The sequence below is a fragment of the Sphingobacterium sp. B29 genome (genome assembly GCF_001952815.1).
GTDB classification, from domain to species: Bacteria; Bacteroidota; Bacteroidia; order Sphingobacteriales; family Sphingobacteriaceae; genus Sphingobacterium; species Sphingobacterium siyangense.
In genome coordinates this window covers 1,371,923-1,393,403 of the sequence record NZ_CP019158.1, presented here as the reverse complement: position 1 = coordinate 1,393,403, position 21,481 = coordinate 1,371,923, and the positions used below count along the sequence as shown (strand labels likewise).

18 protein-coding genes are annotated in these 21,481 nt (G+C 39.1%); 16 read left to right on the top strand and 2 right to left on the bottom strand.

Annotated elements, in window-relative coordinates; translation table 11 throughout:
* Nucleotides 1-4: 4 nt before the first annotated feature.
* Nucleotides 5-2,401: an ABC transporter permease gene (locus BV902_RS05895; RefSeq protein ID WP_075991153.1), complete on the top strand. Its 2,397-nt coding sequence runs from the start codon at nucleotides 5-7 to the stop codon at nucleotides 2,399-2,401.
* 143 nt (nucleotides 2,402-2,544) lie between these two features.
* On the opposite strand, the gene BV902_RS05890 is transcribed toward BV902_RS05895, so the two are convergent.
* The gene (locus tag BV902_RS05890) at nucleotides 2,545-3,168 is read right to left on the bottom strand and encodes a hypothetical protein (RefSeq protein WP_157625898.1); all 624 of its coding nucleotides are present in this window, start codon (nucleotides 3,166-3,168) and stop codon (nucleotides 2,545-2,547) included.
* 196 nt (nucleotides 3,169-3,364) lie between these two features.
* On the opposite strand from BV902_RS05890, the gene BV902_RS05885 reads away from it, so the two are divergent.
* The 6 genes from BV902_RS05885 to BV902_RS05860 all read left to right on the top strand — a co-directional run bounded on the left by BV902_RS05885 (nucleotide 3,365) and on the right by BV902_RS05860 (nucleotide 13,065).
* Complete coding sequence (locus BV902_RS05885; protein WP_070566237.1) at nucleotides 3,365-3,589, top strand: helix-turn-helix domain-containing protein; 225 nt, start codon at nucleotides 3,365-3,367, stop codon at nucleotides 3,587-3,589.
* A gap of 204 nt (nucleotides 3,590-3,793) precedes the next feature.
* Complete coding sequence (locus BV902_RS05880; RefSeq protein WP_075991151.1) at nucleotides 3,794-6,235, top strand: ABC transporter permease; 2,442 nt, start codon at nucleotides 3,794-3,796, stop codon at nucleotides 6,233-6,235.
* 26 nt (nucleotides 6,236-6,261) lie between these two features.
* Nucleotides 6,262-8,709, top strand: a complete 2,448-nt coding sequence (locus tag BV902_RS05875) for an ABC transporter permease (protein WP_075991150.1) — start codon at nucleotides 6,262-6,264, stop codon at nucleotides 8,707-8,709.
* A 252-nt stretch (nucleotides 8,710-8,961) separates the two neighbouring features.
* A complete protein-coding gene (locus BV902_RS05870) occupies nucleotides 8,962-11,355 on the top strand; it encodes an ABC transporter permease (protein WP_075991149.1) in 2,394 nt (797 codons plus the stop codon).
* Nucleotides 11,356-11,456: 101 nt separating this feature from the next.
* Nucleotides 11,457-12,116, top strand: a complete 660-nt coding sequence (locus BV902_RS05865) for an ABC transporter ATP-binding protein (protein ID WP_046672265.1) — start codon at nucleotides 11,457-11,459, stop codon at nucleotides 12,114-12,116.
* A gap of 97 nt (nucleotides 12,117-12,213) precedes the next feature.
* Nucleotides 12,214-13,065 carry a transglutaminase-like domain-containing protein gene (locus BV902_RS05860; RefSeq protein WP_312352434.1) on the top strand — a complete coding sequence of 284 codons (852 nt, stop codon included), beginning with the start codon at nucleotides 12,214-12,216 and terminating at the stop codon, nucleotides 13,063-13,065.
* Between the two features lie 8 nt (nucleotides 13,066-13,073).
* On the opposite strand, the gene BV902_RS05855 is transcribed toward BV902_RS05860, so the two are convergent.
* Nucleotides 13,074-14,243: a hypothetical protein gene (locus BV902_RS05855; RefSeq protein ID WP_075991148.1), complete on the bottom strand. Its 1,170-nt coding sequence runs from the start codon at nucleotides 14,241-14,243 to the stop codon at nucleotides 13,074-13,076.
* A gap of 179 nt (nucleotides 14,244-14,422) precedes the next feature.
* Here BV902_RS05855 and BV902_RS05850 point away from each other — a divergent pair, with 179 nt between their 5' ends.
* From BV902_RS05850 to rpiB, 9 genes are all read left to right on the top strand, one after another.
* On the top strand, nucleotides 14,423-15,073 hold the full coding sequence (locus BV902_RS05850) for an epoxyqueuosine reductase QueH (RefSeq protein WP_075991147.1): 651 nt from the start codon (nucleotides 14,423-14,425) through the stop codon (nucleotides 15,071-15,073).
* Nucleotides 15,074-15,175: 102 nt separating this feature from the next.
* Nucleotides 15,176-15,712 carry a YceD family protein gene (locus tag BV902_RS05845; protein ID WP_046672268.1) on the top strand — a complete coding sequence of 179 codons (537 nt, stop codon included), beginning with the start codon at nucleotides 15,176-15,178 and terminating at the stop codon, nucleotides 15,710-15,712.
* A gap of 14 nt (nucleotides 15,713-15,726) precedes the next feature.
* Nucleotides 15,727-15,918 carry a 50S ribosomal protein L32 gene (gene rpmF / locus BV902_RS05840; protein WP_046672269.1) on the top strand — a complete coding sequence of 64 codons (192 nt, stop codon included), beginning with the start codon at nucleotides 15,727-15,729 and terminating at the stop codon, nucleotides 15,916-15,918.
* Nucleotides 15,919-16,024: 106 nt separating this feature from the next.
* On the top strand, nucleotides 16,025-16,963 hold the full coding sequence (gene plsX / locus BV902_RS05835) for a phosphate acyltransferase PlsX (protein WP_075991146.1): 939 nt from the start codon (nucleotides 16,025-16,027) through the stop codon (nucleotides 16,961-16,963).
* 7 nt (nucleotides 16,964-16,970) lie between these two features.
* The gene (locus tag BV902_RS05830; protein WP_046672271.1) at nucleotides 16,971-17,960 is read left to right on the top strand and encodes a beta-ketoacyl-ACP synthase III; all 990 of its coding nucleotides are present in this window, start codon (nucleotides 16,971-16,973) and stop codon (nucleotides 17,958-17,960) included.
* 74 nt (nucleotides 17,961-18,034) lie between these two features.
* Complete coding sequence (gene accB / locus BV902_RS05825) at nucleotides 18,035-18,514, top strand: acetyl-CoA carboxylase biotin carboxyl carrier protein (protein ID WP_075991145.1); 480 nt, start codon at nucleotides 18,035-18,037, stop codon at nucleotides 18,512-18,514.
* A gap of 73 nt (nucleotides 18,515-18,587) precedes the next feature.
* Complete coding sequence (gene accC, locus BV902_RS05820; protein WP_075991144.1) at nucleotides 18,588-19,943, top strand: acetyl-CoA carboxylase biotin carboxylase subunit; 1,356 nt, start codon at nucleotides 18,588-18,590, stop codon at nucleotides 19,941-19,943.
* Between the two features lie 76 nt (nucleotides 19,944-20,019).
* Nucleotides 20,020-20,886, top strand: coding sequence for a twin-arginine translocase subunit TatC (tatC, locus tag BV902_RS05815; RefSeq protein WP_075991143.1), 867 nt, complete (start codon nucleotides 20,020-20,022; stop codon nucleotides 20,884-20,886).
* 8 nt (nucleotides 20,887-20,894) lie between these two features.
* The gene (gene rpiB, locus BV902_RS05810; RefSeq protein WP_075991142.1) at nucleotides 20,895-21,341 is read left to right on the top strand and encodes a ribose 5-phosphate isomerase B; all 447 of its coding nucleotides are present in this window, start codon (nucleotides 20,895-20,897) and stop codon (nucleotides 21,339-21,341) included.
* Nucleotides 21,342-21,481: the final 140 nt, after the last annotated feature.

The window sequence follows — 21,481 nt, the reverse complement described above, 5'->3', positions numbered from 1 at the left end:
CAGTATGATAAAGAATCACCTTAAAACCGCTTGGCGAACATTGATGCACAATCGGATCTATTCGCTATCAAATCTCATCGGCTTAACCATCGCGTTACTGGTATTTATGTTAATTAGTTCACTTGTCATTGATGAGCTTTCCTACGACAGACAATGGGGCAACTCCAATGAGCTTTACCGAATGAGGGTGGTACCCAAAGAAACACAGGAAGGTGTCAAAACCAATATTTCAGGAGCTCCTGAAGGTCTCTCAAAGGTCTTGAAAACTAATTTTCCTGAAATTTTAGGTTATACCACGATCAACAGTAGTTCACAGAAATTAACAATCGACGGTCTGTCAAAACAACTAGCTGAAATCAGTACCTTAGTAATTGACAGTGGTTTTTTCAATCTTTTTGATACAAAAATAATTGCAGGCAATCCAAAACAAATTATTGCAGGTGCAAAAAACATCACATTGACAGCCTCTGCTGTACAAAAATACTTCAGCGGAAAAGATGTACTCGGCAGCACATTCTACAATAAACCGCAAGAAGGGGAACCAGAGGCTTATTATGTCAATGCTATTATTGAGGATATTCCTCATAATTCATCCTTTCAGGCAGAAGCGCTCGTGCTGATGCCTAAGGTAAATGAATTCAATCCGACAGAGGCCGGCTCATTGCAAACACAAATTCTATTGCTCAAAAGCACAACTGATATTAACCACTTTTCGACCAAAATAAACAAATGGTACAATGGACAAAAACTGAATGACTGGGCGAAAAGTTTTAATCTTTTTATTGAACCCATCAAAGATATACACCTACAAAGTATTACAGGATGGGAGAATCCCATGCAAGATATTTATCTACTGGTGGGAATAGCGACACTTATTCTTATATTGGTCAGTATTAATTACATTAACCTAAGCTTTGCGCATGCCTTAAAACGCACACAACAGATAGGTATCCGTAAGGTATTGGGAGCAAGCCGAAAAAATCTAATCTTACAAATGGGCATAGAAAGTACAATACTCTTTGCCAGCTCTTTTCTGATCGCATTTTTCGGTTATATTCTTGTCAGTCCTGCATTTGAAAACTATTTAGAGCATCCACTGACAATGAGCTACCAGCATTCTTTATTCATGTTTGCTGGACTACTAACCACCTGGATAATTCTAGGCTGGCTGTGCAGTTTACCGACTGCGTTGTCTCTATCGAAAACACAGCCAACGCTTGAACTTCGGAAGCAACTTTCTTTCTTCAGACTTCCCTTAAATATGGCATTTACCAAAATACTGGTTGTCTTCCAATTTGCTATCTCCATCGTCGTAGCGATCTGCATGATGTCAATGCGGGCACAACTGCATTATTTGTATAGCAAAGATCTTGGCTACGAACCCAAAAATCTTTTAGCCATCAACTATACCTCTTGGGAAGGAAAGGATCAGGCTTTCAAACAGGAGCTATTAAAAAATTCATACATCGCATCGGTTAGCCTCACAAGCTGGACTCCCTTTAGCGGGAGTGCAGATTTTAAAATAGTAAAAGACCCTCACGACCCGAACAAAGAACTGCCTATTGTATTTGTTTATGCAGATTATGATTACATCAAAACAATGGGTATAAAACTCATTGACGGACGTCCTTTGAGTGCGGACTATGCACTGGACAGATCATTTACGGATTCGGTACACAATGGGCAACCAGTATTTACAAACATGCTCGTTTCCGAAGGAACAGCCCAACGGCTCCCTTTTAAACTCAATAAAAGTTTAGAGCTCCTAAAAAATACACCAGTGGGTATATTTAAAGAATTTAACGGAGCAAGTTTAAAGTTTCCGATCGGTCCCTTTGCAATTAAGGCAGAAACTGAATGGGAAGGTGGCTGTATGCTCATTCGAGTAGAGGAAGGCAAGAAAAAGGAAGCTTTAGCACTGGTAAACAAGACATGGAACAAATTTTTTCCAAACCGGATAGCGCAGATCAACTGGCAGGAAGATCAAGTACAGAATCAATATAACAAAGAAAAAAAACAATACCAGCAATTAGCACTTTTTACCGGTTCCAGTATGCTGATTGCCATCTTAGGGATCGTAGCTATTGCTATTTATACGCTAGAACGAAGAGTAAAAGAAATTGGTATCCGTAAAGTACTTGGGGCTTCCGTAAATACGATCACATATATGATTTCCAAATCCTTTATCTTACTCCTCCTAATAGCGATTCTAATAGCTTTCCCTATAGCATGGTGGTTTATGCATAAATGGCTAGAAAATTTCTTCTATCATATAGATGTACCGATCGTTCTATTTATTTTCACAGGGTTGTGTATTGGTTTGACAACTTTAGCGATTATCGCCACCCGCATATTCCAGACAGCCCGTATTAACCCTGTCAATAGTTTACGGGATGAATAAGAAAAAATAAGCCGTAGGTTATCTAAGCTAAAAAGTGTATTTATTATTAACCTATTGGGAATGGAAGTTTATAATTGGTGTACCTACGGCTTAGGATCTTTGAAGCAATTTTTAGCTGTTCGTGTTGGACAGCTAAAAATTGCTTATTTCTTTTCTGTCGAATCCGTGGGAGCAGCTAAAATATAACAGAATCCGTATTTAGATACTTTCCGAATAATTTTGCGTTCATCAGACCGATTAAGGAAATTATCTAGCACCTTAATCAGGTTTTTAGGATGTATATACCTTTCTAGTTTAGCACAGCATAAGTTGTGTATTTCATCAGGTCTCTTTTCCACATTAAAATATCCGATATCAATATTCTCATCCAAGAGAGTACTTATCTTTTTTACTTCTTCTATTGTCGAAATTTCATACGGGTCGAGATCATGTCGAATATCGATTAGCTTAAATTCGATTACTTTTTGATCTTGCTCTACATCAACTTTATACAGTTCATAAATAACGCGGTCACCCAATTTAGTTACATGCAATTCATATGTATACTTCTGTGACGACAAATCAATTCCGTAAGGCATCAATTCATTCATACTCTTTATTTCTAGTACAAGCTGCATGACAACCAAATCATGAACAAAAGTTCTTTTCCTTTTGAATGTCTCAACTTTATTTATAAAATCGAATGACTTTCCCATTAAAAAAGAAACTTCTTCGGGTGACAGGTGCCGCGAAATACGTTGTAGCAGCATACGATAATATATTTGCATGTCTAACTCTCCGCATCTCCTCCTATATACTTTTGTTTTTTGAAATTTCGCTGTTTTCATCATTGACATATTTAAATGATATAGATTTTCAATACAAAAGAATAGAAAATATTCCAAAAATAAAAACATTTGTATAAATAAAAATAACATTTTGTATATTTATCTATACAAAACAAGAGCATACTAAATCATAACTATGACAAAGCTAGGTGAATTTTTAGAGAAGAAATCCGTTAATAAATCGCGAATTGCGCGCAAAACAGGTTTAAGTAAGGCAAGAATTAATGAGTTAACGATGACCGAAACGGCTAAATTGCGTTTGGATGAAATGTACCTGATCGCATTGGCTATTGATACAGATCCAGCTAAAATGATGTTCGAACTATGTGATCATCTCCAGCTGAAAGAGATTGAAGAGTAAGCAATTCTCTATTTACCGTCAGCGCCTAGAACGTCTGTGCGATACTGAACGCCCAACTGTTCGATATCGTACAGACGAGCTTTTCAAATTTAAAACAACAAACTAGTTATCAACACATTAACAAAGTGGCAATGCAATTGATTTCAGCTTAAAAGTCTGTTTTGATTATAACTACCAGTCATTCAGACCTTAAAAATTTCTGCTATGATAGGAAATAATCTCAAAATAGCTTGGCGGAACATGGCGAAAAACAAGCTATATTCATTCATCAAGATTGGTGGCTTTGCCTTTAGTATTGCGATCTGTATTCTTATTGTTTTATATCTAAAACATGAGACGAGCTATAATAAGTTTTATCCGGCTATGGATAGAATTTACCGCTTGGTTGTTCAGTTACCCATAGAGAATAAAACCGAGCGCTGGGTTTCACTTTCTGCACCGGTAGCGCCAACCCTAAAAGCAGAAATACCCTCCATTGAGCAAACGGGGCGCATCCTACCTAATCCGTTATTCGGTGCGGGCAGCAACCAATTGTCATTAAATAACAGCCCGGATAGCCATTACGATGACGGATTTGTCTATGTCGACCAGTCCATTCTCGACATGTTTCCTATGCCAATGGTTTCGGGCCAGCTGTCCCATGCACTCGATAAGCCCAACACATTGGTTATTACCAGAAGCAAGGCCGAAAAATACTTTAAAAATGATCCAATTGGACAAACGATTTATCTCAACAACAATAAATCGAAGGCCTATACCATCACTGGGGTCATTGAAGATGTGCCCAACAATTCGACCCTTGCCGGTTATAGTTTTTTTATGTCGCTCGCTGGAGAACCTTTTTATCAAGGCGAACAGACTGCTTGGCTCAATAACAATTATACTGTTTATGTCAAATTAAAACCCAACGTAAATGTTGCACTGGCAGAAAAAGAAATTTCAAAGAATTACTTAGAGATACATTATCTCCCTGAATATCTAAAATCAGGACGGAAACTTAATCCGCTTTTCAAGCAGGCAAAAATAACTTTACAGAATGCACTCGACATGCATTTAAAATCTGTGGATATAAGCGACGATAAAGTTAGTACATTGAACAGAGGCGATATTCGCATGGTTTGGACCTTCGCAACAATAGCTTTATTTATTTTGTTCATTGCCTGTATTAACTTCATCAACTTATCGACAGCAAATGCAGCAACGAGAGCAAAAGAAATTGGTATCCGTAAGACTATTGGCTCCTCCAGGAAGCTGCTTGTTGGACAATTTCTTGTTGAAGCAATTTGTTATAGTGTATTGTCACTGATTATTGGGCTCTTTCTAAGCTGGCTACTACTACCCGTATTCAACCATCTAGCCAACAAATCCTTGACCATTCCTTGGATAGCAGCGTACTTCTTTCCTTCTCTTTTGGTGGCCATATTGGTGATCGGTGGTCTTGCCGGAATCTACCCAGCATTGTACCTATCCAAATTTAAACCAATTACCGCACTGAAAAACAATGTCATTGGCGCTAAATCTTCGCTGTTTAGGAATAGTTTGGTTGTCTTTCAATTCGCGACCTCAATTATCCTTATCGTTGGAGCATTGGTAACCAATAAACAGATAAACTACATATTGGACAAAGATCTGGGATTTGACAAGGAACAAGTCGTTGTGCTTCGCGGTATTGGAACATTATCGAAACAGCTTCCAAGTTTAAAAAATGAACTAAAGAGCCTCCCCAATGTTGCCTCAGTTTCCATGGGTGATTTTCTTCCAGTACCCATCGATGGAGCCAAACGAAATGGTAATCCGTTCTGGGTCGATGGCAGAAAAGATCTTGATATGGCTACACAGGGCCAATTTTGGGAAATCGATCAGGATTACCTGAGCACATTCGGTCTTCATTTAAATAAAGGACGAAATTTTGATCCCACCAGAGCCACCGATAGCAGTTCGGCTATTATCAATCAGAAATTGGCCGACGAACTTCACTTAAAGAATCCCATTGGTGCAAAAATCACCAATGGCAATACATGGACCGTCATTGGCGTAGTAGATGATTTTATTTTTGAGTCGCTAAAGGATAAGGGGTATGCAGGACTTTGTATGACATTACAAGGCAATCCTTCCCTCCTCTCTATTAAGGTAAAACCGCAACATCTCAAAGAGACGCTCGCTGATATCACAGGAGTATGGGACAAATTTGCCCCAAATCAACAAATTAACTACAGCTTCTTGGACGAAGGTTTTGAGGCTCTTTATCAAGACGTGGAACGGACCAAGAATATATTCACTTGTTTCGCTCTTGTTGCCATTTTTGTTGCTGCACTCGGGCTTTTCGGTCTCGCAACTTATGTGACACAGCAACGGACCAAAGAAATTGGCGTACGTAAGGTCCTTGGAGCCAATGCGATTAGATTACTCCGATTATTGTCTGGAGATTTTATAAAATTGGTGTTTGTAGCCTTGGTCATTGCTACACCAGTTGCGTGGTGGGCAATGAACCAATGGCTTACAGATTTTAACTATCGGATCGAAATAAATTGGCTCTACTTCATTCTTGCAGGAATGAGTGCCATTTTAATTGCTTTAGGCACAATCAGCTATCAGACTTGGAAAGCCATTCGCGCCAATCCTGTGGATAGCCTGCGCGATGAATAAATACAAAACCGTAAAAGACTTTTATTATGATAGTAAATAATTTAAAGATCGCTTGGCGAAATATGGTCAACAACAAACTGTACTCGATCATCAAGATCGGCGGATTCGCTTTTAGCATTGCGATTTGCATTCTTATTATGCTGTACATTCGACATGAAACCAGTTATGATAAAATGTATCCCAACATGAACCGTGTTTTCCGTCTTATCGTTTCAGCACCCGATGGTGATAAAGTGAGGCAAACCTTTGCCTTTCCTGCCCCAGCAGCTAAAACCTTGCAAGAGGAAATCCCAAGTGTTGAATTAGCCGGTCGCGTTTTACCCAATACCTTATTTGGTGCCGGAAGCAATCTGTTTACTGTAAATGGCCGTGCGGAGAACTACCTTGATAAAGGTTTTGTATATGTTGATCAGTCCATTTTGGAAATATTTCCGCTTCCGGTCGTACAAGGACAGTTATCACATGCGCTGGACAAACCCAATGCGATAGTCATTACCAAAAGTAGGGCTCAGAAATATTTCAAAGGAAATGCCGTAGGACAAACGATCTATCTGAACAATAATAAAAATGTCTTATACAACATAACGGCTGTGATCGATGATGTCCCGAGCAATTCCAGTCTCTATGGCTATGATTATTTTATTTCCCTTGCAGGCGAACCTTTTTACCCGGGTGAGCAAAACAATTGGGGCGCGACGAATTACATTACCTATGTAAAACTGAAGGAGAATGCAGATATTGCCAATGCACAGCGCAGCATTTCAAAAAACTATATTCAGGACCATTATATTTTGCTCAACAAAAAAAATGGAATGAAAATATCGCCCGAAATGATGCAATCAACCGTATTGCTTCAAAACGCCCTTGATATGCACCTGCACTCGAAGAATATTTCGGAATATGGAATGGCAACACAATATCAAGGCGACATTAAGATGGTCTGGGTATTTGCGGGAATTGCATTTTTTATATTATTGATTGCCTGTATTAACTTCATCAACTTATCAACGGCGAATGCAGCAACGCGAGCCAAAGAAATCGGAATTCGAAAAACCATTGGATCAAATCGACGGACACTGATTTTCCAATTTATGACCGAAGCGATATGTTACAGTCTTATTTCACTCCTTATAGGGTTATTATTAGCCTTCCTGTTATTACCTGTATTTAACAATCTAGCCAACAAAGCGCTGTTTATACCGTGGACAGTGTGGTACTTTGTGCCTTCGCTGATCTTGAGCATGTTGTTCATCGGCATTCTGGCCGGTTTATACCCAGCGCTCTATTTATCAGGTTTTCAACCTATCAACGCATTAAAAAGCAAATCGGTCACCAATCCTAAATCTTCGTTGTTACGCAATGGACTGGTTATTTTCCAGTTTGCAACATCTATTATATTGATGATCAGTGCACTTATTGCGAATCAGCAAATCAGTTTTATGCTCAATAAAGACATTGGCTTCGATAAGGATCAGGTAATCGTACTCCGCGGTATAACGGGTATTGCCTCCCAGGCAAAAGAATTAAAAAATGAATTGAAAGCCATTCCAACAGTAAGTGATGTCTCCATCGGCGACTACTTACCGGTCCAATTGGATGGTGCAAAAAGAAATGGGAATCTTTTTTGGGCCAAAGGAAAAGAAGATCTTGAATTGGGAGAAGGCGGGCAATTCTGGAATATCGACGAAAGCTACCTCACTACATTTGGACTAAAACTTATAGCCGGCCGAAACTTTGATCCACATATCGCATCGGATAGTTCTGGTGCTATTGTTAACAAAAGAATGCTTGCTGATCTAGGCATCAAAGGAAATCCAATTGGCGTACAAATTACCAATGGCATGACCTGGACCATTATCGGCGTCGTCGACGATTTTATCTTTGAATCGATGAAAGATGAGGGCTACTATCCCGTTTGTATGACTCTCGCCAACAGCCCCTCCATGCTTTCCATCAAGACTAAATCTACAGAAATGTCCAAAACATTGGCCGACATTAATACCGTTTGGAACAAGTTTTCACCAAATCAAAAAATCGATTACAATTTTCTCGATGCCGGCTTCGCAGATCTATATCAAGATGTCCAACGGACAAAAAATATCTTCAGTTGCTTTGCTTTTGTAGCCATTTTTGTTGCCGCTCTGGGACTTTTCGGACTGGCAACCTACGTGACCCAGCAACGAACCAAGGAAATCGGTGTCCGCAAGGTTCTCGGCGCAAGTTCCATCCGATTACTCAAATTACTCTCCGGAGATTTTATAAAATTGGTGTTTGTAGCTTTGATCATTGCTACACCTGTTGCGTGGTGGGCAATGAATCAATGGTTGAGAGATTTCAACTATCGAATAGAAATCAATTGGTTCTACTTTATTCTAGCGGGTCTCAGTGCAATCCTGGTTGCTTTCGGAACCATTACTTATCAAACATGGAAAGTCGTCCGTGCCAATCCAGTCGAAAGTTTAAGGGATGAATAAAGTCAGAAAATCTTAAAATTTGGTGTTTGTTGCCTTGGTAATTGCCTTTCCTATTGCGTTGTGGGCAATGAACCAAGGGCTTAGGAGATGGATGTTCGATTCTGGACGTAAACTGTTCGAAATCGGACATCCGAAAACAAAAAAAACAACATAAAACACTTATAACAAAACAATTACAACAATGGCAAGGGGATTGTAATTTTAATTGAGTGAATTGGTTCGCATTAGTTTAAACATAATATCCTCCAAAAAATGGCAAAAAATGATTTCAAACTAGCTTGGCGCAAACTTTTAAAAAATAAAGGTTTTACTTTCTTAAATATTGTTGGTCTGACCCTGGGTTTTACGGGTTTTATCCTTTCCTATCAATATATTAATCGCGAAACGAGTTACGATAAATGGAACCCACATTTTAAGGATATCTACCAAATTGGCCTTGAATCGGAAGGTGCATTTACGGACGAAACTTCACCTTCACTGGCTCCATTGCTAAAACAGAGTTTACCTGATATTGTATATGCAGGAAGAAAAATAGTCTATAACTACGGTAGTTACCCCCTTTTTGGTGAAAAAACAGTCCTTATCAAAAACGCGGCATTAATTGATTCTTCTGCTGCGCAAATTTTTCAGGTAAAAAATGCGACTGGACCGCTCTATAAAAACAAAGACCAAAAGGAAGCGACCTTGGTCAAAAGTCCTATTGCCGAACAACTGTTTAAAAAAGAAGATCTAAATTTTGACAGTCCCCATTCGGTTCCAACTCAAAGCCTTGCTCTAGGTATGCAGGAGACGATTTATGGTACGATCAAAAAACAGAGTCTGTCCATCATTGATTACGATCTCCTTTTTATCCGCGAACCGCAGGATCTCTTCGCCGATAATAATCCTTTTTTGTATCAAACTTATATTCAGGTTCGTCCCGGTACGGATATCCCAAAGTTGACTAATCGCATCAATGCGCTTTACCAGAAAGAAATTGCACCAAAAGATAAAATACGTTCTTCTAGTTATGCCAAGGGAAAAATCTATTTGGATCCATTAGCCAATCTTCATCTAAGGCCAAAAACAGGTACTGACACAGCTTATATCATTACGTGGATTATTGGTATTCTCTCCGTTTTGATCCTCTTACTTGCCGCTGCCAATTTTGCCAATTTGATTATGGCACAGGCGGATCAACGCATTAAGGAACTCGCGCTTAAAAAAATATTAGGCAGCTCACGCTGGGCTATCGTCAGGCAATTGGTACTGGAAGTATTTATCCTGACTTTCAGTGCTGCAATCTTAAGTTTCGTCACTTTGGCTCTCACAGGAAATATTCTACAAAAATGGTTCAACGATGATCTTAAGGGGTATATTTTGAGCTCGGAGACAATCGCCCAACTTGCTATTGCCGTACTATTGACAACAATTCTATCGGCAATATACCCAGCTATCGTACTCTCTGGCTTCAAATCCGTTAATCTCCTTAAAGGCGGACTAACATCAGTACTCAAAAAAGGAACTTTCCGCAATGCCTTATTAACCTTTCAAATCAGCATGGCGATTTTGTTTATCTCGGGTATGTTAATCATCCGGGGCCAACTTCAGTACATGCAGCAGGCAGATAAAGGGTTTGAGCCAGCGCAGGTTATCAATTTCAAGGGAGTAGGTATGTATTACAATAAAAACAACTACGAACAATTAAAGAGGCGATTAGAAAATGATCCGAGTATTGCATCTACCGCATCGGCGACCAATATTCCGGGAGAAGGTGAGCAGCCTCCCAAAATGGATTTTTCCTATGCCCAAAAAAACATTTCATTTGCACATGTCGGCATTGATCCTGGATACTTCAAGACGTTAAACATCTCCAGTACACAGGGGAATACCAATATTTCATTGGACCAATTGCTTCGCGATTCCTTAGCCCATTATGCTATTATAAACGAATCTGCAGCCAAAAATTTAGGACTTTCAAACCCTATGGGTGCAAAAATTAAGGGCTGTGATGTAGACTTTGAAATTGTCGGTTTAGTCAAAGACAGTAAAGCTTATGGCTTTGAGAATGTAGTTCAACCGACCATCTATTCATTTAAAAATGAATGTGGCACTATGCGTTTTCAGACGACACTTATGGTCAAAACAAAACAAGGCATGGTCGATCAGGCAATTCAAACAGTCAAAGCAGAGTGGGCGAAAAACCCAACCGCAAAAGACCTCCCCCTTGATTATTCCTTTATGGATGAGCAATATGCTTTACAGCACAAAAAACAGCAAGAATTGCAGACGGCTTTTAATAGTTTCACTAGCCTCTCTGTGATCATCGCGGCCTTAGGGCTGTTCAGTATGGCGGCATATCAGGCGGCATTACGAAAAAAGGAAATGAGCATCAGAAAAGTACTGGGAGCATCGGTACAATTGCTCTTTGTTCAATTGAACAAACCATTTTTCAAACTCTTTTTGATCGGTATTGGCATAGCCCTTCCACTAGCCTATATGCTCATGAATAAATGGCTTTCTAATTTCGCCTATCACATTCAGCTTTCCTGGTGGTCGTTTTTGATTCCAATATTTTGCATATTTATCCTCATATTGGTTTCCATCAGTTTCCAATCTCTCAAAGTCGCAAAAACCAATCCAATAGATAGTCTGCGCGATGAATAAAAGATAATATGAGCAGTGATGGCCTTAACCCAGAGTCGAACAATAATTATGGTTACCGGTAAAAATATAAATACGAATATCTAAGATCTCAATACTAAAAAATGATACAATTAAAAAATTTATTCAAGTGGTATAATGTAGGTGGTACACGCTCATTCGTCCTTAAAGATGTAAGTCTCGATATCGCTGAAGGTGATTTTATCTCCATCATGGGACCTTCAGGGTCCGGAAAATCGACTTTATTAAATATTATCGGTATGCTCGACGAGCCTGATGAAGGTGAATATATCTTTATGGGCGAGAATGTGTTGGAAATGAAAGCGAAAAAAAGAACGCAACTATACCAATCCCACATCGGCTATGTATTTCAAGCTTACCATCTCCTGGATGAATTGACTGTATATGAAAATATTGAAACACCTTTGATCTATAAGGACATTTCGAGCAAAGAAAGAAAAGCTATTGTTGCCGATATGCTCGATCGCTTTGGTATTGTTGGTAAGAAGGATCTCTTCCCAGCCCAACTATCCGGTGGCCAACAACAGATTGTAGGTATAGCGCGTGCATTAGCGGGATCGCCCAAGTTATTGTTAGCCGATGAGCCTACGGGTAATTTAAATTCCAAACAAGGCGAAGAAATCATGGATCTATTCAAACAGCTCAACGATGATGGTGTTACGATCATACAAGTAACCCATTCTGAAAAGAATGCCGAATACGGTAAAAGAGTTGTCAATATGCTGGATGGTCAGCTCAAATAATTGTATGCCAATTTAACCTGGATAATCCCTACGCAGTACATCAATTACGGTAGGGATTTTTTTAGCTCATATTTCGAATCAATTCTTTAACTTCGTTATGATGAATGAGAGAGAGTTGAAATCGCTAATATCCCTGTTGGACGACACCGACCAACAGATTATTCAGGAAGTGGAACACCAGTTAAAAAGCCAAGGTCCTGAGATTGTACCCTATTTGGAAAAATTTTGGGAATCAAGCTTCGATCCCAGAATACAGGGACGTTTAGAGAATATCATTCATGAAATTCAATTTGATCAGACCAAAAACGAGTTACAGATCTGGAACCTGAGTAACTCATTCAATCTACTGGAAGGATTAATTATCCTCAATAATTATCAATATCCTTCTTATGAAGACCACAAGATTATTTTGGCGATAGAAGATCTCAAAACTGAGGTATGGCGCGGTTTGCATTACGACATGAGCCCACTGGAAAAAGTGAACCTAATGAATCATGTTCTTTTTGGCTCTTTCGGCCTAACAGGAAATACAAAGGACTATCATCACCCACAGAATTCCTATATTGGTCAAGTACTCGATACCAAACAGGGGAATCCCTTAACCCTATCCTGCATTTATAGTATCATTGCACAAAAATTGGACATTCCAATCTACGGTATCAATTTACCAAAGCATTTTGTATTGGCGTATATGGATTCGGATGAAGAAGGGAATGAAAATGTGCTGTTTTACATCAATGCCTTTAATCGTGGTCAGGTTATGCAAAAAAGCGATGTAAATTCATTTTTGAAGCAACTGAACCTCAATCCAGATAGAGAATTTACCTATCCTTGCGACAATGTGACTATCATTAAACGAGCTTTGCGAAACCTAATGTCTGCCTACGAGGAACATGAAAGTTCAAACAAGCAACAGGAAATCAAAGAGCTTTTCCAGTTGCTTGCTTAAACTGCATGTTAGAAAACATTAGCTTCACGAGCATCTAAAAAGATATAATTAGGCGTCATGGAGCCATAGGTTTTCGCCGCAATATCGGGTTTTACATTGCCTTCACTTAAGCCAACCAATGGAAAACGCGAAATTGTACGATTCGTTAGATCAGAAACATAAAAGAATTTTCCTTGGTCCGTACGGTCATCAATCGCTACACCCCAAGGTTTTACTAAGCCTGTATTAGCCCCACCGACAACATAATCCGGTTCCACGTTCATTTTATCCGTGGTGCCGCTAAATAAGGTATTTGGATCTTTGAAAAATAGTACTTCACTACCGGAAGTTACCGCCAACAAGTTCTTTTTGGGAGCGTAGGATACCGAGCCTAATCCCGTTTTACCATTGATATATACTTTCATCATTGGCGTAAATCTAGTGGAAGCTACAATGGTATCGCGAGCACGGTCGATGAGTTCTTGTTTGAGTTGTGAATATACCGCAAAACCACTTTTATTTTCTGTTCCTTCATTATTAAAACCAACCAGCACCAATTTCTCATTACTATCACTCGTGATGCTGTTCAATAAGGTCAGTGAACTCGGAACAATGGTCCCCAGGTTAATCTGTTTGTCAATGATCGGTGCTCCGCCTTTTGATCCTACTTTTCCACTTGGTGTACTTATAGCATATAACATGGAGTTACCTGCTCCGCGATTTGTAACAGCCAAAAGAAATGGTGTTGTAACAGATCCAGAAGTACCATTTTGTTGGGCATAAGTATAATAAGCCAAACCCCTTACATTTGTAAAACCAGTATATCCAATAGCACCTGCATTACCAGGAATTCCATAGATCTCATTGGCAAATGGAATCACTTGAAGAAAAGTATCTTGTGCTGTAACACTTGCCTGAAAGATAGCCCGGGCTGCTGCATCAAAAAGAATTGGGCCACCACCTTTTGCCGGAGAAAGATATTGATAGATATTATCCAAGTTGGTTGTATCAGCCGGATCGATAATCATCATGTTTTTAAGCGCGGAATTGTTCTGGTCGTAATCCGAGAAAGAAACATACAATCTGGAGATCAAAGTAGCACCCGTTCTTACAGGTTCATCATCCAGTTTCTTGCATGATGTAAAACCTATTACACTAACAAAGAATAGGATAATACAGGATCGAAACGAAAATTTCATATATTTTTTATTAAAAATAGTGTATTGCGTTAAACATACAAATCTACTAATATATGCAGCATATAAACGAATTTATATGATTCTTTTAAGGGCAAACTCGTATAAGTAAAACGGAAATATTTGTCAATTCGCTACTTTTTGATTAAAATTGTCCTTGTTTTTTGTTAGCACATACGATTATGGAAAATAAAGAATTTGTAAGGGAGAGGTTGGCATTACCGGGAGAGGGCAAAAAATTACTTTTACACTCCTGCTGTGCTCCTTGTTCTGGAGAAGTGATGGAAGCACTCATTGCTTCGGATATCGATTTTACAATCTATTTTTACAATCCCAATATTCATCCCCGCAAAGAATATGATTTACGCAAAGACGAGAACATCCGATTTGCGGAAAAACATAATATCCCTTTTATTGATGCGGATTACGATGTTGATCATTGGTTCGATTTGGCCAAAGGGATGGAGCAAGAGCCTGAAAGAGGCATTCGCTGCACCATGTGTTTTGATATGCGTTTTGAAAAAACGGCTGAGTATGCAGCTGCGAATGGCTTTGATGTGATTTCAAGTTCGCTGGGTATTTCCCGTTGGAAAAACATGGAGCAAATCAATGACTGTGGTTTACGTGCGGCCTCCCGCCATGAAGGGATGGAGTATTGGACATTCAACTGGCGCAAGAAAGGTGGTTCTGCCCGTATGCTTGAAGTCTCCAAAAAGGAGAAGTTCTATATGCAGGAATATTGCGGCTGTGCTTATTCGCTACGTGACACCAACAAATGGCGTATGGCAAATGGGCGCGAAAAGATAGAGTTAGGCAAAAATTATTATGAATAAGCCCTGTTACTGGTGTATATAAAGCTTTGCTTCGGAATATTTAAAAAAATATTTCTATCCTAATGATTTTATACATACCTTTGCAGGCTCAAATGCAAGATTGTGAAACATCTAAAACAATACAGAATTCCCTTTTCGGGGCTCAACGCTGGAAAGCACAATTTTGAGTTTGACATTAATAAAAAGTTCTTTGACTGTTACGAACATTCGATTGTAAAAGATGGCAATCTGAAAGCAGAAGTTGAATTGCAAAAACAAGAAAATCTATTGATTTTGCATTTTGATATCCAAGGCGAAATTCAATTGACTTGTGATACCTGCTTAAAAGAGTTTATGTCACCGATTTCAATTCAAGAACGAATATTAGTCAAATTCACGGATGAAGATTGGACAGATAATACCGAAGAGGTGTTGATCTTATCCAAAAGCGACCATGAGTTGGATATAGCTGAGTTATTATACGAATACATTAATTTAGCTGTTCCCTATATCGTAAAATGTGAAGAGCAGGGACAAGGTATACAATGTGATCCTGAGATGCTCGCGTTATTTACAAGCGAGCCTGATTCAGAAGAACAAAAAGAAGAAGAAATTATCGACCCACGTTGGGAAGCATTGAGAAATATTAAAAATAACTAAAACAAAAATACGAGATGGCACATCCAAAACGTAAAACTTCTAAATCAAGAAGAGACAAAAGAAGAACACATTATAAAGCTGAAGCTCCAAGCTTGACAGTATGTAAAGAAACTGGCGCAGTTCATTTACCTCACCGTGCGTATACTGTAGACGGAAACTTGTACTACAACGGTAAATTGATCATTGAAAATACAGCTGTTGTCTAAGGTAAACCTTTCATAACACCAAAACATCCCAGACAAGCACTATTTTAGAAATTTGCTTTACTTTGGGATGTTTTTTGCGTATTATTGATTTACTAAATAATAACGGATGAAGATTGGTTTAGATATTTTAGGAGGAGATTATGCTCCTAAAGCAACGATAACAGGTGCTATTGAAGCACAAAAACAGCTTACTGGAGACCAAAAAATAGTCCTTTTTGGTAACACTGAAGAGACTAAACAATTAATCAATCAAGCCGGAGGAAATTCATCTGACTTTGAATATGTAGAGGCTCCAGAAGTCATTGCAATGGGTGAACATCCTACCAAAGCAATAACTCAAAAACCCAACTCAAGTATTGCGAAGGGATTTGAATATTTAAAAAACAAAGAAATTGACTCATTCGCTTCTGCTGGTAATACTGGCGCCATGCTTGTGGGCTCAATGTTCAGCGTTAAAGCTATCCCAGGCGTATTACGTCCTGCAATAGCATCCATTGTTCCCAAATTAAAATCAGGCTTCGGAATCTTATTGGACGTCGGCGCTAATGCGGACTGTAAACCAGAGATGTTGAACCAATTTGCAATCTTGGGAAGTGTCTTTGCCGAACATGTGTTTAATGTATCCAATCCTAAAGTTGGATTATTGAATATCGGAGAAGAAGAAGAAAAAGGAAACATCCTAACAACCTCTACCTACCCCCTACTTAAAGCCAACGACAAGATTAACTTTATCGGAAATGCAGAAGGCCGTGACCTGTTCAGTGACCATGCCGACGTTTACGTCTGTGATGGATTTACAGGCAACGTCGTCTTGAAACTCGCAGAATCATTTTATGTAGTGACGTTGAAAAAAGGTTTTAAAGATGATTTCTTCGACCGATTCAACTACGAGCAGTACGGCGGAAGCCCCATCTTGGGAGTTAATGCTCCTGTCATTATTGGCCATGGTATTTCGACACCTGAGGCCATTAAAAATATGGTTTTATTTTCAAGAGATATGATCGAGTCTAAGTTCATTGACAGCATCAGATCTATTTTCAATTAGAATATTTATGTCAAAGATTCACGCCGCAATCACGGCTGTAAATGGTTACGTTCCGGATTATATCCTTACTAACAAAGAATTGGAAACAATGGTCGACACCAACGACGAATGGATTGTTTCCAGAACGGGAATCAAAGAGCGTCGCATCTTAAAAGGTGAAGGGCTTGCTACTTCAGATCTTGCTGTACCTGCAGTTCAAGGTTTATTGAAAAAAAGAGGTATAGCTGCTACAGATATTGACCTTATTATCTTTTGCACAAGCACACCAGATATGCTGTTCCCTGCGACTGCAAATATTCTGGCCGATAAAATCGGAGCTACAAATGCATGGGGATTTGATCTTCAGGCTGCTTGTTCAGGTTTCTTGTTCGGTCTGAATACAGGAACACAATTTATCACTGCTGGTACACATAAAAAAGTCCTTGTTATCGGTGCAGATAAAATGTCTTCAGTAATAAATTATCAAGACCGTAATACCTGTATCCTATTTGGTGATGGCTGTGGTTGTGTATTGTTGGAGCCAAATGAAGAAGGAATGGGTATACAGGATGCTATTTTAAAAACCGATGGTTCCGGAGGACAGTTTTTGAATATCAAAGGTGGAGGTTCACTGAATCCGGCGTCGCATGCAACTGTAGATGCAGGATTACATTATGCTTACCAAGAAGGTCGTACGGTGTTTAAATTTGCAGTAACCAATATGGCTGATGTAGCACATGAAGTTATGGTCAAAAATAACTTAAAGTCAGAAGATATTGCTTGGTTGGTACCTCATCAGGCCAACAAACGTATTATTGATGCAACTGCAGAACGTGTGGGTCTTCCGGAAGAAAAAGTGATGGTGAACATTCAAAAATATGGAAATACCACCAGTGGTACTATTCCTTTATGCCTATGGGAATGGGAATCTCAATTGAAAAAAGGAGATAATCTTATCCTTGCAGCTTTCGGCGGTGGTTTCACTTGGGGATCCATCTATTTAAAATGGGCGTATTAATTGTCCATTTTATGGTATAATTTATTACTTTTGACAGTTAGAATTTTTTAGAAACAAACAAAACCTAGAATACTATGGGTATGGATATCAAACAAATTCAGGACTTGATTAAATTCGTTTCAAAATCAGGTGTGAATGAAGTCTCAATTGAAGAGCAAGATTTTAAAATTACAATAAAGACAAATCAAGAGCCTACGTACGTGACAGCTACTGTTCCTGCTGTTGCTCCAATTGCTGCTCCTCAAGTTGCACAAGCAGCGGCGCCAGCTCCTGTGGCTAGCCCTGCAGCACCAGCGGTAAACGCTGACGCAAACTTGATAACAATCAAATCACCAATGATCGGTACATTCTACCGTTCGGCTGGACCAGGTAAACCATCTTTCGTTAATATCGGTGATGATATCAATACCGGTTCTGTATTATGTATCGTTGAAGCTATGAAATTATTCAACGAAATTGAATCTGAAGTTTCAGGTAAAATCGTTAAGATTTTGGTAGAAGACGCTCAACCTGTTGAGTTCGACCAACCATTATTCTTAGTTGAGCCTAAGTAATTTACAATTACGTAAATGAATATATGTAGCCTCCAAAGGGCTACATTTTTTGCAAACTTCATAATTCAAGACAATGTTCAAAAAAATATTAATTGCAAATAGAGGCGAGATTGCCCTGCGCATTATCCGTACCTGTCGTGAAATGGGTATTAAAAGTGTTGCAGTATATTCGACTGCTGATAGAGACAGCTTACACGTAAGATTTGCGGATGAAGCAGTTTGTATTGGTCCTCCACCGAGTAGAGACTCTTACTTAAACATTCCAAATATTATTTCTGCAGCTGAATTGACAAATGCAGATGCGATTCATCCAGGATACGGTTTCTTATCGGAAAACGCACGCTTTTCAGCAATCTGTGCAGAATATGGCATCAAATTTATTGGTGCTACTGCAGAACAGATCGAAAAAATGGGTGATAAATCCCGTGCTAAGGATACCATGAAAAAAGCTGGTGTTCCAACCGTTCCAGGATCGGATGGTTTGATCTCAAACGTAAAAGAAGGTATTATATTAGCGAATGAAATCGGCTACCCAGTAATCATCAAAGCAACTGCCGGTGGTGGTGGTCGTGGTATGCGTATCATTTGGAAAGATGAAGAGTTCGAACCAGCTTGGGATTCTGCACGTGTTGAATCTGCTGCGGCTTTCGGTAACGATGGCATCTACCTTGAAAAATATGTAGAAGAACCGCGTCACATCGAATTCCAAATTGTGGGCGATCAGTTCGGTACAGTATGTCACCTATCTGAACGTGACTGTTCGATACAACGTCGTCACCAAAAATTGATCGAAGAATCTCCATCACCTTTTATGACTCCCGAATTGAGAGCTGAAATGGGAGAGGCTGCTGTCAAAGGTGCTAAAGCTGTAAACTATGAAGGTGCTGGTACAATCGAATTCTTGGTTGACAAACACCGCAACTTCTACTTTATGGAAATGAACACTCGTATCCAAGTAGAACACCCTGTAACGGAAGAGGTAATCAACTTTGACTTGATCAAAGAACAGATAAAAGTGGCCGCAGGAATTCCGATCTCTGGTAAAAACTATGAACCAGGAATGCATGCAATTGAATGTCGTATCAATGCGGAGGACCCTTTTAACAATTTCCGCCCTTCACCAGGTAAAATCACCAACTTCCACTCACCAGGTGGACATGGTGTACGTGTAGATACACACGTTTACTCTGGTTATTCCATTCCGCCGAACTATGATTCTATGATTGCTAAATTGATCACTGTTGCACAAACACGTGAGGAAGCAATCTGTACCATGGAACGTGCGTTAAGCGAATTCGTCATTGAAGGGATCAAAACAACCATTCCTTTACATTTGAGATTGATGCGCGACCCTAACTTTAGAGCCGGCAATTTCACGACAAAGTTTATGGAAACTTTCGACCTAACGGAATATCCAGCAGAAGATTAAATAAAATTATCTTTACATACATAAAAAATACCATTCTTTACAATAAGAATGGTATTTTTGTTTCCAAACAATTTTTATGAGTACACCTAATTCGAAAGATCTAATACAAGCTATTAAAGATAAAGGGAAGAATATAGAAGCAGAAATGTCTTTTTTTGACCACCTTGAGGTTTTGAGATGGCATTTGGTCCGTTCAGCAATTGCGATCTGTATCTTTGCAGGTATTGCCTTTACATTTTACGATTTCGTATTCAACGATATCATCATGGGGCCAAAGAATTTAAATTTTTGGACCTATCGCATGATGTGTAAAGCCGCAGATGCTTTCAATTTAGCGGACTTCTGTGTCAAGAAAATTCCTTTTAATATCATCAATACCGAACTAGCAGGTCAATTTATGCTTCAGATAAACTCCTGTTTATTGATGGCTTTGATGATGGGCTTCCCTTACCTTCTTTTTGAAATCTGGTTATTTGTAAAACCAGCATTGACCGATGTGGAAAGACGGTCTGCACGTGGTTTTGTTTTTTACTCTTCTTTATTGTTTATTTTAGGAGCACTCTTCGGATACTACATCGTTGTACCCTTATCCATCAACTTTCTGGCAAATGTATCCCTAAGTGATGAAATCGTCAACCAGATTACCATCGATAACTACCTTTCTACGATAGCAACATTAACATTGGGCTGTGGAATTGTTTTCCTACTGCCGATACTGGTGTTTATTCTCTCGAAAATAGGCATTATGACCCCTGAATTTATGCGAGCCAGCCGTCGTTATGCAACTGTAATTATTTTAGTGATAGCAGCGATCATTACACCTTCTGCAGATGTGATCACCATGTTGACCGTTGCAGCACCAATGTTCTTATTATATGAGATCAGTATTATGGTTTCTGCGGATGTCAAAAGAAAAAAAATTAGCACAAGAAAAATAAAATAACAATAAAAATGAGCAGCGTAAAGAAAATTGCGATTGGAAGTGACCATGCTGGTTTTGAATACAAAACAGCTTTGGTAAGCTTTTTGAATGAACTGGGTTATGAAGTAACAGACTTTGGAACAAACTCTCCAGATTCAGTTGATTATCCAGATTTCGCACACCCAGTTGCATCAGCAGTAGAAAATAAAGAAGCTGATGCCGGAGTCTTGATTTGTGGAAGTGCAAATGGTGTTGCTATCACAGCGAATAAACACCAAAATATTCGTGCTGCTATCTGTTGGCTGGAGGAAATTTCGGCTTTAGCCCGTCAGCATAATGATGCGAACGTCGTATGTATACCTGCACGCTTTATTGACATTGACCTTGCTAAAAAGATCGTCAACACATTTATGGACACGGAATTCGAGGGTGGACGTCACGCTAATCGTGTAAACAAAATAGCTTGTAGCTGTTAATAAATTAACATTTTTTAAGAAGCGGATGAAAGGTAAACTACACTTTTCATCCGCTTTTTTTTATATATTGTGCAGATACTGACACCTGTTATAAGATTAAGCAGATGATGCTCGCTTAATCCGGTTAATTAGAATTACAA